General features: G+C 51.3%; 11 protein-coding genes. 9 read left to right on the top strand and 2 right to left on the bottom strand.

The window, feature by feature from the left end; all coding sequences use genetic code 11:
- Together B6A39_RS09825 and B6A39_RS09820 are read left to right on the top strand one after the other, a co-directional pair.
- Complete coding sequence (locus B6A39_RS09825) at window positions 1-351, top strand: phage tail protein (RefSeq protein ID WP_083004742.1); 351 nt, start codon at window positions 1-3, stop codon at window positions 349-351.
- Entirely contained in the window at window positions 348-1,046 is a 699-nt protein-coding gene (locus B6A39_RS09820; RefSeq protein WP_083004738.1) for a phage minor tail protein L, read from the top strand. The genes B6A39_RS09825 and B6A39_RS09820 overlap by 4 nt, the downstream gene beginning before the upstream one ends.
- A 75-nt stretch (window positions 1,047-1,121) precedes the next feature.
- Here the strand turns inward: B6A39_RS09820 and B6A39_RS09815 are convergent, their stop codons facing one another.
- Entirely contained in the window at window positions 1,122-1,388 is a 267-nt protein-coding gene (locus B6A39_RS09815) for a hypothetical protein (protein ID WP_083004735.1), read from the bottom strand.
- Window positions 1,389-1,471: 83 nt separating this feature from the next.
- Here B6A39_RS09815 and B6A39_RS09810 point away from each other — a divergent pair, with 83 nt between their 5' ends.
- The 7 genes from B6A39_RS09810 (at window position 1,472) to B6A39_RS09780 (ending at window position 12,610) form a co-directional block, all read left to right on the top strand.
- The gene (locus B6A39_RS09810; RefSeq protein WP_083004731.1) at window positions 1,472-2,194 is read left to right on the top strand and encodes an NlpC/P60 family protein; all 723 of its coding nucleotides are present in this window, start codon (window positions 1,472-1,474) and stop codon (window positions 2,192-2,194) included.
- 11 nt (window positions 2,195-2,205) lie between these two features.
- Window positions 2,206-2,787 carry a tail assembly protein gene (locus B6A39_RS09805; protein WP_156886216.1) on the top strand — a complete coding sequence of 194 codons (582 nt, stop codon included), beginning with the start codon at window positions 2,206-2,208 and terminating at the stop codon, window positions 2,785-2,787.
- A complete protein-coding gene (gene gpJ / locus B6A39_RS09800) occupies window positions 2,784-9,311 on the top strand; it encodes a TipJ family phage tail tip protein (RefSeq protein WP_083004725.1) in 6,528 nt (2,175 codons plus the stop codon). The genes B6A39_RS09805 and gpJ overlap by 4 nt, the downstream gene beginning before the upstream one ends.
- A gap of 12 nt (window positions 9,312-9,323) precedes the next feature.
- The gene (locus tag B6A39_RS09795) at window positions 9,324-10,283 is read left to right on the top strand and encodes a phage tail fiber protein (RefSeq protein WP_083004721.1); all 960 of its coding nucleotides are present in this window, start codon (window positions 9,324-9,326) and stop codon (window positions 10,281-10,283) included.
- A gap of 34 nt (window positions 10,284-10,317) precedes the next feature.
- Window positions 10,318-10,575 (top strand): hypothetical protein, encoded by a 258-nt coding sequence (locus B6A39_RS09790; RefSeq protein ID WP_083004718.1) that lies wholly within the window; start codon window positions 10,318-10,320, stop codon window positions 10,573-10,575.
- A gap of 270 nt (window positions 10,576-10,845) precedes the next feature.
- The gene (locus tag B6A39_RS09785) at window positions 10,846-11,895 is read left to right on the top strand and encodes a GSCFA domain-containing protein (protein ID WP_083004714.1); all 1,050 of its coding nucleotides are present in this window, start codon (window positions 10,846-10,848) and stop codon (window positions 11,893-11,895) included.
- A complete protein-coding gene (locus B6A39_RS09780) occupies window positions 11,888-12,610 on the top strand; it encodes a hypothetical protein (protein WP_198036700.1) in 723 nt (240 codons plus the stop codon). The genes B6A39_RS09785 and B6A39_RS09780 overlap by 8 nt, the downstream gene beginning before the upstream one ends.
- A 142-nt stretch (window positions 12,611-12,752) precedes the next feature.
- Here B6A39_RS09780 and B6A39_RS09775 read toward each other — a convergent pair whose 3' ends face one another.
- Window positions 12,753-13,487, bottom strand: a complete 735-nt coding sequence (locus B6A39_RS09775; RefSeq protein WP_083004708.1) for a hypothetical protein — start codon at window positions 13,485-13,487, stop codon at window positions 12,753-12,755.
- Window positions 13,488-13,701: the final 214 nt, after the last annotated feature.

Here is a 13,701-nt window from a genome sequence, read left to right as displayed (position 1 = left end):
ATGAGTTATCAAACACTGCCGGCGATTCCGCCGGACTTCAGTTCAGAGCCTCAGCCGGTAGCTAACGTTGACGTTGTTCAGTTCGGTGACGGTTACAGCCAGCGGCGACCCAGTGGCATCAATTATAAACGAACCGATTGGGCCTTGAATTGGACGCTTCTGGAGCGTGACGAATACGACACGTTGTATGAGTTCCTGAACACTCGGCTCAACTTGATCCCTTTCTGGTGGACGCCACCCTGGGAGTCTCAGCCCCGGCGTTACATTTGCACCGAACTATCAGGAGCGCGGCCTACATCGGCGCGTCACGCGAACATCACCGCCGCCTTCAAAGAGGATCTGAATCCATGAGTGGCATCATTGCACGTGAAACGCAGCAGCTGACGCAGGATGCGATTGTGCCGCTCTTTGAATTGGATTGCAGGCGCTACGGAGAGGGGTTTCTTAGGTTTTGCCTTGAGCCTGTTAACGGTGGGCCTGCAGTGTTTAACGGGTACCAATACCAACCAATGCCGATTAAGGCAGAGGGGTTTTCGTGGAGTGGACAAGGCGCCGCTGCCCGCCCGATGTTAACCATCACCGCTATGGATCTGGCTTTTCTCAGCCTAGTGTTGAGTGCCGATGATTTAATCGGAGTGCCTGTGGTGAGGCGGCGAACGTATCGTAAGCATCTGGATGATGGTAGCGATCCAGATCCCGAAGCGATGTTCCCCGAAGATCATTATGTGATTGAGCGTAAGCAAGCACAGAACCGAACAACGATCACATTTGAGCTCTCTGTTGATATGGATCAAGAGGGGAAGAAAGTGCCAGCCCGTCAGGTGCTTCGGACATGCACCCACCGCTACCGCTGGTGGGACGGCAGCCAGTACCGCTATGAGGGCGTGACCTGCCCCTACGCGGGCACTGGCGAATGGGGGCCCAGCGGAAGCGCTGCAGCCCCTGGTGACGACAAGTGCGGCAAGGGGCTGAGTGATTGCCGCTTGCGCTTTGGGCAAAACGGCGTGTTGCCAACCCGCGCCTTTCCTGGTGTTGGCCGAGTCTAAAAAGGAATACTGCTATGCAATCGCAGAATTACAAAGTTGATGAAAAAGGCGCTGTTGTTCTTTCTGAGGCTTTTATTACTCGCCTTTTGATTGATCCTGTTGGCGACGTTGAATCGTCTCGAAAATGTCTGATGAGACTACCGTTGGGAGCTCCTCGCCTGGAAAAACCTTCTGAAAAATAAGCTGTGGAATGTCATCACCCATTTCCCCGTCACGCTGACAGGCGATGACTGCTCCACCTAAAAAAGCTTTAGCGGTGTCACTATCTGTCTGTTTCATAAACATTCCCATGAACACCAAGGTTTGGATGATTTGGTTCAGGTGGTCGGGTTGCTGCGACATATCGAAATCCTCTTGTTTATTTAAGACGGCTTAGCATTGCTTATAGACGAATTCTTATCAAATTTAATTGGCGGAGGTGGCTGGTGTTTAATCAATACGCTGAAGGCATCCGCGCCGGCGCATTAGCCACTTACCCCAATGAGGCGGTGTGGCTCATCACTGCCCAGGGCTGCCAGCAGGTCGAGAACGTGGCCACTGATCCAACCGCTACGTTTCGCGTGGGCAAGTTGGAGATGGTCAAAGCGCAATCGGCAGGTCTGCTGGCGGTGGTGCACAGCCACCCGGATTATCCCGACTGCCCGAGTGAGGCTGATATGCGTGGGCAAATCAGCAGCGGCGTGCCGTGGGGTATCGTGGCCACCGATGGCGAGCAGACAACGCCGATACGTTGGTGGGGGCATAACGAACGTCCGCCACTGATCGGGCGGGGGTTTGTTCATGGCATTGCGGATTGCTACGGATTGATACGCGACTACTACGCAGAAAGCCACAGCGTCACGCTGCCTGAGTACCCACGTTCTTGGGAGTGGTGGCGTAACGGCCAGGATCTTTACCGTGATGGCTTCGCTGAGGCGGGCTTTCGCATGATTGAACAGAGCGAGGCGCGCCCTGGTGACATGTGGCTAGCCCAACTGCGCAGCCCAGTGCCTAGCCACGGTGGCATCGTATTGGAGCGGGGGTTAGCACTGCACCACCCCTGCGGCAAGCTCCCGGTAGATCCATCACGACTTTCAGTGCGTGAGCCTATTGGCCGCTGGCTGCCGTATATCACTCATTGGTGTCGACATAGCGAGTTAGATAGATGATTGAATGTCACTTGCACGGTTCCCTAAAGGCTCGCTTCGGCGGGCCTTTTTCATTGGCGGCGCGTGATACCGCTGAAGTGGTGCGCGCCTTATGTGCCCAGTTAGTAGGGCTTCGTGACGCATTAGCACAAGGGCAGTGGCAAGTGGTGCGGGGCAGTATTGAAAAAGGTACTGCATTGGATGAGCAGGCCTTGACGCTGGCGTTAGGAAAGCAGGATGCATTGCACCTGATGCCAGCGATTGAGGGCGCAGGTAGTGATGGTGTGGGCAAGGTGCTAGCAGGCGCTGCAATTATAGGTGCCAGCTTTCTAGTGCCAGGTGCGGGTGTATTTGGTGCTGGAATTATCACAAAAGGGGGATTGGCTACCTTTGGTACCGCGCTGGCGTTGGGTGGTGTTTCTACAATGCTCGCCCCATCACCTAGCAGCAATTACAGCGAGCGAGAGACGCCGGACCAGCGCCCATCATTTTTATTTAATGGGCCAGTAAATACGTCAACGCAAGGGCTCCCGGTGCCGCTGATCTATGGTCGTGTGCTCGTGGGGAGTGTCGTTGTTAGTGCGGGTATGTCCGCTGAGGAATTGGATGCATGAAACAGTTAATTGAAGGTGCTGGCGGCGGTGGTAAGGGCAGCGGCGGTGGTAGCCAACGTACACCCCAAGAAGCGCCGAACACTTTGCGTGCAACATCCAAGGCCCGCATTATTGACTTGCTAGGTGAAGGCCCGATTGGCGGCTTAGTCAACGGTATGCAGTCAATCTATTTCGATGGCACGCCATTGCAGGCGGCAAATGGCGACTGGAACTTTGAAGGCGTTACGGTGCATACCCGCAACGGAGAGCCCGACCAAGCACACATACCGGGATTCCCTGCTGTTGAATCGACCACTGAAGTATCTGCGCAAGTAAAGCAAGGGTCACCAGTTATCCGCACCATTAATACGCCGGGTGTCGATGCTGTTCGCGTGACCATACAACTGCCAGCGCTCAGCTATCAGAATGTTGATAATGGTGACTTGTTGGGTACGACTGTTGAGCTCGCGATTGATGTTCGATTGGAGAATGGCAGCTGGCAAGAAAAACGGCGGGATACGATTGAGGGTAAAACCACTAGTCCTTACCAGCGTAGCTATCGTATTGAGCTAGACGGGGCTGGGCCATGGGATGTTCGCCTGCGTCGAATTTCTCACGACGATGACACAGCAACAAAGCAGAATGATACCTATTGGGCGTACTTCACTACCATTACCGATGCGAAGCTGAGCTACCCTGACAGCGCTTTGGTGGGGGTTGAAGTAGATGCCCAGCAATTTGGTAATCAAATTCCGCCACGTGCTTACGAAGTATATGGCCTGGTTGTTCAGGTGCCAGATAACTACGACCCGGAAACGCGCGCCTACTCAGGCTTTTGGGGCGGCAATTTCAAGTTAGCGTGGAGTGATAACCCTGCCTGGTGTTATTACGACGTGGCCATGAAAGTACGCTATGGCGCCGGTTTGCGTAACGTCGATAAATGGGAGCTTTACCGCATCGCTCAGTATTGCGATGAGCTTGTTCCTGACGGCTTTGGTGGCGAAGAGCCTCGCTTTACGTTTAACACTGTTATGGCGGATGAAGTCGACGCCATGCGTGCACTGCATACGCTTGCCAGCGCCTTTCGTGGTATGACGTATTGGGGAACCAATACGGTTATGCCAGTGGCGGATATGCCTAGTGACCCCGTTAAATTGGTGACGCCGGCGAACGTCATTGATGGTGAGTTTGTTTACGAAGGCACAGCCCTTAAAGCCCGCCATTCAGTCGCTCATGTCAGCTACAACGACCCCGATGATCAGTATCAATTAAGCGTTGAAGTTGTCGAGGACTCGGAGGCACTTGAGCAGTTTGGGTATCGGAAGATTGATGTTGATGCCGTAGCGTGCACTAGTCGTGCTCAGGCGCACCGTTTGGGTAAATGGATTTTAGCCAGTGAGCGTGCCGAGACAGAAACCGTCTCTTATCGCTGTAGCGTTGACCATGCGGATGTTCGACCTGGCGACATTATTAAAATCTCTGACCCATCGACAGCCGGCGCGCGTCTCGGTGGTCGCCTAACCGCGACGGGGCTTGATTCACTTACACTAGACCAAGTACCTGAGCAGGCTAACGGAAATAGCTGGTTTATTGATGTGATGTTGCCCAACGGACGTCCAGAGCGTCGGCCCGTTGGGTCATTCAATGGCCCCCAAGTTCAACTATCCCAGCCGTTGTCTGCTGTGCCCGTAAACGGTGCTATGTGGATTTTATCGAGTCAGTCGGTTGAGCCACGCCAATTCCGTGTGCTCGCTAATTCTGAAAGCTCTGATGAAAAAGGGCGCCTTGAATACCACATCACTGCGCTTGAGCATGACCCAACGAAATATGCTCGCATCGAGCTGGGTATTGATCTTGAACTGCCCAGCTACTCGCTGCTGCCCACCGGCCCAGTTGTCGCGCCCTACAGCATTACCGCACAAGCGTTCACCTACCTGGCAGGCGGTACCGAGCACCAGGGCATGACGATCAGTTGGACGCCCAGCGACGATCCACGCGTCTTGCGCTACATCGTCGAAGTGCAAGGCCCTAGCGACCTGCGCTGGAGAACTGTCTATACGGAAAGTGGGACCAGTATTGACCTACGCGATGTAGAGCCTGGGCAGTGGATGATTAGGGTGCGAGGTGTGACGGGGATTGGTACCGCTTCGCCCTGGGCTGCACTGACCACGAATATCACAGGTCTGTTGTTACCTGTGCCGCCCGACAGCGTCGATATTGAAGTTGGCACATTTAGCGTTACTCTGCGCCCCAAAGGGCAGTACCCTGGCCAAGTGTGGGAGTTTTGGCGCAGTCAGGTGGCGTTAGAGACGGCCATGATCGAAAGCAACGCCATCAATATTGGCGTGGCCACGGTACTTACTGACACGGGCCTGAAGTCGGCGACTACGTATTACTACTACGTGCGCGGCGTGAACGTTTACGGCGTATCGAGCTGGTTTCCCGTGCAAGCGACCACTGCAGAAGATTTCGACGACATTCTGGGTGCTGTGGATAAGGATCTACGCAAGCCAGGCGGCATCGTTGATCAGTTCGAAAATGACGTTAACAACGTTAACGATGCTATCAGTAGTGTCAGCGAGGATGTGGACGCTGCACAGCAATCAGCAACTCAGGCGATTGCTGATGCTCAGGCAGCGTTGGACGCTGCAGTGTCCGCTGGAAACGGGGTAGATGCGGCCCAAGCAACTGCTGATAATGCACTGAATGACGCCCGGGAAGCATTGGATTTAGCGCAAGCGAATGCGGTAGCGGTAACCGCTGCGCAAGCCACTGCGGATCAAGCAGATACTGATGCCAAAGGCGCCCAATTAGCAGCGAGTGATGCGTTAGCTGAAGCTCAGGCAGCCCTTGCTGAGGCTCAGGCGAATGGCGTGGGTGTAGATGCCGCCCAGGCAGCCGCCGACCAAGCGGCCGTTGATGCACAAACGGCAATGGATGTTGCCAGTGGTGCGGGCAGCAGTGCACTCGCTGCACAACAAACCGCGAGTGACGCCATTACTCGGGCTCAAAAAGCGCTCGACGATTTAGACCTTGTCGCACTGGAGCAGCAAATTCAGACCGCCAGCCTGCAGGCTCAGGTGGCGCTGAGCAATGCGGTCATGGATGTAGAAAGCGTCGTGCGTGTGGGCGAAGAGCAGGCGTTAGCCCAGCGTATTGCTACGCTGCGCGCAGAACTGGAGACCGCCAGCGCGTCGCTGACGGAACGGCTTACCACGTTGGCGACCACCACAGAAGCGATTGCCGCCTCTCTGACACAGCTACGCACTGAATACGATGACACGACTGCTGCGTTTGATCAGCAAATCACGTTGTTGTCAGACACGGCGCAATCGCTGAGCAGTAGTATCACGGGATTACGTACAGAGTATGAAGGTGCCATTGCGGATATTCGGCAGCAGCTCACGACCCTGTCAGACGACACACAAGCCCTCGCTACCGCTAACCAGGCATTACGTAGCGAGTTCGAAGATAACGCGGCATCGATAGGTAATACGTTAACGACACTCGTTAATGATCAGCAATCGTTGGCCAGTGACGTTAGCCAGTACCAAGCCGCCACCGACGGGCGGTTGGCAACTGCTGAGGACAGTTTGACGGTTCTGGCTGACGATACCCAAGCGCTCACCCAGCAGGCTAACGCTCTACGCTCGGACGTGGATGAAAATACCGCGACGGCAAGCGAGAACACGCAAACGATCGCGCTGAATGAACTAGCCCAAGCGGTTTACAACGCATCATTGCAAGCCCAGAACGCCTTGGGTAACGCCATTGTTGATGTCGAAAACGTGGTGCGTACTGACGAAGAGCAGTCGTTAGCCCAACGGATTATCGAGTTATCGGCGGTATTCGGTGACAACAAAGCGACCGTTGATCAGCAACTAACAGCGTTAACGAATGCCAATCAAGCGCTATCCAGTGCGCTTAACACACTGCGTAGCGAATACGACGACAGCAGCGTTGAGGTTAGCCAGAGCATTACCGCACTGGTAAACCAAACCCAGTCGATAGGGCAGACGTTGGACAGCCTGAGCGCGGCTTATAACGATTCTACGGCGGATTTTGAGCAGCGGATCACGACGCTGGCTGATGATACGCAAGCGCTGGCGGCCACCTCATCTCAGCTGCAGTCGGCATTGGATGGCGTTAATGCGAGGGTAGCGACGGAAGAAACCACCAGGGCGTCGGAAGATGCCGCTCTTGCAAGTGCTAACCAGGCATTACGCAGCGAGTTCGAAGATAACGCGGCATCAGTAGGTAACACGTTAACGACACTCGCTAATGATCAGCAATCGTTGGCCAGTGACGTTAGTCAGTACCAAGCCGCGACGGATGGGCGGTTGGCCACCGCTGAGGACAGTTTGACGGTTCTGGCTGACGATACGCAGGCGCTCACCCAGCAGGCCAACGCGTTGCGTTCGGACGTGGATGACAATACCGCGACGGCAAGCGAGAACACGCAAACGATCGCGCTGAATGAACTAGCCCAAGCGGTTTACAACGCATCATTGCAAGCCCAGAACGCCTTGGGTAACGCTATTGTTGACGTTGAAAACGTGGTGCGCACGGATGAAGAACAGTCGTTAGCCCAACGGATTATCGAGTTATCGGCGGTATTCGGTGACAACAAAGCGACCGTTGATCAGCAACTAACAGCGTTGACGAATGCCAACCAAGCGCTATCCAGTGCGCTTAACACGCTGCGCTCGGAATACGACGACAGTAGCGTTGAGGTTAGCCAGAGCATTACCGCACTGGTAAACCAAACCCAGTCGATAGGGCAGACGTTGGACAGCCTGAGTGCCGCTTACAACGATTCTACGGCGGATTTTGAACAGCGGATAACGACACTGGCTGACGACACCCAAGCGCTCACCCAGCAGGCTAACGCTCTACGCTCGGACGTGGATGACAATACCGCGACGGCAAGCGAGAACACGCAAACGATCGCGCTGAATGAGCTAGCCCAGGCCGTTTACAACGCATCACTGCAAGCCCAGAACGCACTGGGCAACGCTATTGTTGACGTTGAAAACGTGGTGCGCATGGATGAAGAACAGTCGTTAGCCCAACGGATTATCGAGTTATCGGCGGTATTCGGTGACAACAAAGCGACCGTTGATCAGCAGCTCACAGCGTTAACGAATGCCAATCAAGCGCTATCCAGTGCGCTTAACACGCTGCGCTCGGAATACGACGACAGTAGCGTTGAGGTTAGCCAGAGCATTACCGCACTGGTAAACCAAACCCAGTCGATAGGGCAGACGTTGGACAGCCTGAGTGCGGCTTATAACGATTCTACGGCGGATTTTGAGCAGCGGATCACGACGCTGGCTGACGATACCCAAGCGCTGGCGGCTACATCGTCTCAGATGCAGTCGGCATTGGATGGCGTTAATGCGAGGGTAGCGACGGAAGAAACCACCAGGGCGTCGGAAGATGCTGCTCTTGCAAGTACTAACCAGGCATTACGTAGCGAGTTCGAAGATAACGCGGCATCGGTAGGTAACACGTTAACGACACTCGCTAATGATCAGCAGTCGTTAGCGAGTGACGTTAGCCAGTACCAAGCCGCCACCGACGAGCGGTTGGCCACCGCTGAGTCCACTATCGTTGCGCTTAGTGATGATCAGCAGGCGTTAGCAGGTCGTATTGATGCGTTTGAGGTCGCTGTTGATGATGAGTTGGCATCCGTTCAACAAGAGTTGTCAGCCGTCTACGATCCTGTGTCTGGGGCCGTCGCCCAGGCCGTTACGACGGTTAATGTCAACGGCGTAAAGGGGGTGATTGGTGTTCAGGTAGCCGGAGAGGAAGCACAAATCATCGGTATCGCCAATCAGTTCGCCATCCTAAATCCAGTCAACAATCAGTTGGTGACCGCGTTTGTGGTGAGTGATGGGCGCGTCATCATGCCCGAAGCCTTTATTGACGCACTAACGATTACAAAGCTTAGAAGTAGCACTGGCAGCTTAGTATTTGAAAACGACAAACTACAAGCTGCTTTCATTGCTGTAGAGCAGCTGGAAGTTCAATGGGCGCAGATAAAGAACGTTTTAATTAAGAACGCTCAGATTGAGAACGCTGCCGTAACTACGCTAAAGCTAGCGGGAAACGCTGTGACTGTACCGGTTGGCGGGCAATCGAATGGCCCTACTCCGCTAACAGGCAGTTGGACTACGGTAATGAACGTACAGTACGACAGCCCAGGGACGTTGGCAGAGGTGACAGCGTCAGCCACCATCGAATTTGCGGGCACTTCAGAAACTGACCGATGCGTTATTGAAATGAAGGTCTATACGCCTGGAACCGATGATTTTGGAAGTTTTAATGACCCCTTATGGGAGTCGGTAGTGTGGGCAACCAATACGATTGTTACATCATCAGGAGTGAGCGTTGGGGCTCAATGGAACGTCCCAGGTAAAGTTTTTATGAGGACGATACCAGCAAATGTGACATCGGTCGCTTTTGCTATTCGTGATACATCAGGGAAAAACAAAGCAACTGCCTATGGTCGAAATATGACTGTAAAAGGTATTAAACGCTAAGAAGGAGGCCACATGGCCACACCCACGAACTATGATCAAACAAACGAATGGCTTGCTGAAGTTGGGCGGCTCGCTCAAGACCTAGCCAATGTATTAAAGGGCGGCATTAACGTTGGCCAGAGTGGCACGCTTGGCAATTTGGCGCTGATTGATGACCTATCTAGTGCGCCGATTGGCAACTTATCGGCGCTACAAACCGCGCTGCAGATTGTCAATGTAGCGGGGCGTGAAACCACTGGCAGCGGGCGATTACTAACCGAAGGCAAGTACGGCATTGGTCCTACATACGAAAATTACACTTCAAGTGAATTGTTACCTAACGGAACTAACTATCCTGGTGGCGGGATTTATACCTACGGCAATGGTGTCACCGTTTCGGACAGGCCTACAGGTGTATCCACCCAAGGTGTCGTTGCAGTGTTTGGCACTGCATACAGAAATTATCGCCTAGTTTTTCCCGACTCTGGCAATGTGCATTACGCCAGGATAAGAGATGGAAATGTATCAGGTTGGCGCTATTTTCTAGATTCTGCGAACACCACTGTTGATTCAAACGGATTTATCAAATCTGCGTCCCCCATTTTTCGTTTAGCCAACACGTCAGCTGTAGCGCTGAACGAGGAACAAGGCTTTATGTCAGCTGGATCGGGCGCTGCTAATGTCGAAGCAGAGGGGGTTATGGCGACTCACGATGACGTTGGCGTCTACACCATTAACGGATCACTGGGGTTCGCCACTGAGGGCTGGACAATAGAGATCCCGCAGGATGCAAACGGCAATCGTCTCTGCTTTATAGAAACAGAGCAGGCAGAGGATGGGACGATCACCGTACGCACGTTTAGCCGTCGTTTTGACTTTGACGCGGTTGCTGTTGTTGCGGGCGACCCTATGGATATACCCGACGACCGCTGGATTGACCTGCGTTTGAGTATGCCGGAACCGGGGCAAGCTGAACCCACCGACGCCGCGTAAGCGGTTTTTTTGTGCCTAAAAAAAGGATTACCCAATGTCTGAATTTCCAAATATCGACAAGCTGAACGATGCCGCCCGTGATGCGCGTGAAAAAATGGACGCCGCGCTACAGAAAGAACTGCCGCCGGGAGTTGAGGTAGCCATTAAATCAGGCCCCGAGTTCGTTGGCCGATATGAAGTGCAGGAGTATCCACGGCACTCGTTTGGCCAAGTGGTCGTGAAAAACGTGGAGAGCGGCGTAGAGCGTCGAGTGGGGTATCAGCAGGTGAAGTTTGCGTATCTAGAGCGCTGATCGGCGTGAAAAGTGAGCTGGTCACTGAGTTTAGGCTGACGGACTGGAAAGAAGACGAGGCCATGGGCTTTTTTTATCGAGGCATTTCCATCGATGGACCGCCGTGCAGGGTGCTAGAAGCACTATAAACGGCAGATAGGAGAGAATACGGCTAGGTCTGCATGTTAGGCGGAGATGCTGCTGATCACTGAGTTTTACTTCGTCTCGCGAAAGCTGGCATGATATGATGAACAGTAGGTTTAACCAGATTTGAGTGGAGTGCTCTTGTATATGAATCCCTATAGCAGTTTGCCAGAAAAGGCATTTTGGAAAAAAGCTGTGGCTAGCAAATCAATGTTTGATATTTCGGATCTATGGGATCCTAAGTTCAATATAGTTACGAACAGCAAGGTTACAACTTTTGGGTCATGTTTTGCACAGCATATAGGAAATGCATTAAAGTCAAGAGGGTTTAATTGGTTGATAACTGAGTTACCACCCGGAGGACTTTCTTCAGAAAATAGGAAAAAATTTAACTATGAGATTTTCTCAGCTCGAACAGGTAATATTTATACCACTTCTCTTCTTAGGCAGTGGGTCGAGTGGGCTTTAGGGGAGAAGAGTATCCCTGATGAAGTGTGGGAAAAAGAAGGTAGATATTATGATCCTTTTAGACCTGTAGTTGAACCGGGCGGTTTTGCTAGTATCGACGAACTTAGGAAGTCTCAAATGGAGACAGTCTTAGCGTTTCGCGAATCTATCAAGCAATCAACTTTCTTCGTTTTTACTTTAGGTTTAACTGAGAGTTGGTTTAATTCCAAAAATGGTTATGAATATCCTATGTGCCCTGGTACGGCAGCCGGTGAATATATAGAAGGTGAGCACGTTTTTAAGAATCAGCAATTTGGTGATGTAATAAAAAATTTAAATATAGCCATGAATTTAATGCGTAAAGAAAATCCCAGGATTAAGTTTATACTGACAGTTTCCCCAGTGCCACTAACAGCAACTAATTCAGATAATAATGTTCTTATAGCAACTATGGAATCAAAGTCTATTCTCCGGGCTGTTGCTGGTCAAGCCGCAAGAAATCAAAAGAGCGTTGATTATTTTCCCTCTTATGAAATTATTAACAGTCCAGTCTTCAAAGGAATGTTTTTTGAGCCTAATCAAAGAAGTGTAAACCCAGTAGGTGTTAATTTTGTTATGGATCACTTCTTTTCTTGCCTCGAATCTAAGTTTGGCAGCCAAGTGGCAAAAAAATTAAAAGCTAGTAAAGCCAAAAGTAGCAAGGTATCTGATGCTGTTTGTGAAGAAGAGCTCCTTAACGCATTTGGGTGATTTTGATATGAAAATATGTGTGATTGGAAATAGCCATGTTGGCGCATTGAAAAGAGCTTGGAAATCAATGCCTGATCGTCATTCATCTGCAACTATAACTTTTTTTGCCTCTAGGGGAAAAAGTCTGGAAGGACTGGTTGCTGATGGTGGAAAGTTGATTCCTGAAACTGAGGCGCTTAAAAAATCCTTAGAATTTACTTCAGGTGGGAAGCAATTAATTGATCCTGATGAATATGATATTTTTCTAGTCTATGGGCTGAGTGCTAGGGGATTGTTTATAAGTCCAAAGAGGCATTACTCGTTTGCTGTTCTAAAACAAGCTGCTTTTGATCATGTGGATGGAACTCTATCTTTTAATTTAGTTAGGAAAATTAGGGAACTGACTGAAAAAACAGTTTTTGTTGGCCACAATCCACTTGGTGCTTTTAGGGGAGTAGAGTTTAAAGTAGTTGAACCGGAAGCGTATCTCTTTGGATTAGAAGTGGCGAATGATTTTGTTTATTCAAGCATTGACTCCGAGCTAGTGGCGCAACCGTCATATACAATTGTTAGCGGTAGATTTACTCACCCTTCGTTTTCTAAAGGGAGTAAGCGGCTTTCAATAGGGGATAAATTTGATGATGAAACTCATCCGGAAAATGACTATGGTCACATGAATGATGAGTTTGGAGCTGCCTGGCTAACGTCTTTTTTAGATAATTATTGTAAGTTATAGACTCTTTTTTGTTGAGTGTGAGTTTGCCCCCTGAGAGCTGAGCTAAGGTATAACCTTCACGACGACAGAAGGTGCAGTTTGGGGGGGCATCCAGTGAAAATCAGAATTCCTATGGGCGGCCTCCTTTTCCCCAGGTCCCGTATTATGGGACGTTCATCAGCGCAACGATGTCATCTTTAGGTATAGCTAGCCCATTGCCCATGAATGTATGAGTAAGATTGAACTTACCATCATCTGATAGTAAATATGCCCAGAGCGTTGCACAGTAGGTATCAAAGTTTGAAATTTTTCCTTTGAACTTGACTACGACGGGTTTCAGCCGCTCCTCGATGATTCCCCTCAGGTCGTCGGCTAACTCTTCGTTCCCATAAAAGTTGGAAGACAATAGCGCCTCTGGAACCCGATAGTTAATTCCGCTTGGGCTAGAGCTGGCAGCGGTGAACGTGTTCCATGCGTAGGGGCCGCACATTTCGGCGGTGGAGCCTTCGTCCTCGCTGCGAAGATTTACGACTTTCCTAAACTCCTGCTTTGCAGCCAATTGCTTCTCAGGAGGGAGCCAATCGCTGATTTTGTCTAGAAAGCGCTCCACAGCTTGCGATGAGCCAAGTAGTCCTTCATCAAACCATGAAGGGCAGCCAGAGTAGCTTGTCGAATGGTAGTAACAAGCGTGGGTAATGTCGGCACGAGGGGAAGCTTTCAGCAGGTAGTGCATCACAAATAGGAGATTTGGCACATCAATTTCAGAAGGAAACTCTGCGATTTCTCGCGCTTGGGGCTCTCTAAGAGCTCTGTCGATTTTCTCAGTGGATACCGCATATATTTCAGAGAGAGATTTGATAGCATCTTCTCTGTGATCACAGCTCGGGATAAAACTCATCGTAGGCGCCCAGCTTAATCAACGAAATGAATCTCATAGCATATCAGGCTAAGCGCGGATAACCAGCGCGGCTTACGGGTCGTCAGTGACTGAAACGCCTCTGGAGTTGCAGACACAAAAAAAGCACCCAAGGGGTGCTTTTAATGTTGACTAAAAAACCGACTAGGATATGCCTAATGTGGGCTATATCGTGACCATTTTCAGAAGTTGCTCG

Origin of the sequence: Halomonas sp. GT (assembly GCF_002082565.1) — a bacterium.
In the GTDB taxonomy this organism is placed as follows: Bacteria; Pseudomonadota; Gammaproteobacteria; order Pseudomonadales; family Halomonadaceae; genus Vreelandella.
Note: the sequence above shows the minus strand (reverse complement) of the source record. Positions and strands in the feature narration are given on the sequence as shown.

Bases quoted from the DNA above. Each gene is read 5' to 3' on its own strand.
- B6A39_RS09795 (WP_083004721.1), top strand. From the start codon at position 9,324: ATGGCCACACCCACGAACTATGATCAAACAAACGAATGGCTTGCTGAA.
- B6A39_RS09815 (WP_083004735.1), bottom strand. From the start codon at position 1,388: ATGTCGCAGCAACCCGACCACCTGAACCAAATCATCCAAACCTTGGTG.
- B6A39_RS09825 (WP_083004742.1), top strand. From the start codon at position 1: ATGAGTTATCAAACACTGCCGGCGATTCCGCCGGACTTCAGTTCAGAG.
- gpJ (WP_083004725.1), top strand. From the start codon at position 2,784: ATGAAACAGTTAATTGAAGGTGCTGGCGGCGGTGGTAAGGGCAGCGGC.
- B6A39_RS09785 (WP_083004714.1), top strand. From the start codon at position 10,846: ATGAATCCCTATAGCAGTTTGCCAGAAAAGGCATTTTGGAAAAAAGCT.
- B6A39_RS09775 (WP_083004708.1), bottom strand. From the start codon at position 13,487: ATGAGTTTTATCCCGAGCTGTGATCACAGAGAAGATGCTATCAAATCT.
- B6A39_RS09820 (WP_083004738.1), top strand. From the start codon at position 348: ATGAGTGGCATCATTGCACGTGAAACGCAGCAGCTGACGCAGGATGCG.
- B6A39_RS09790 (WP_083004718.1), top strand. From the start codon at position 10,318: ATGTCTGAATTTCCAAATATCGACAAGCTGAACGATGCCGCCCGTGAT.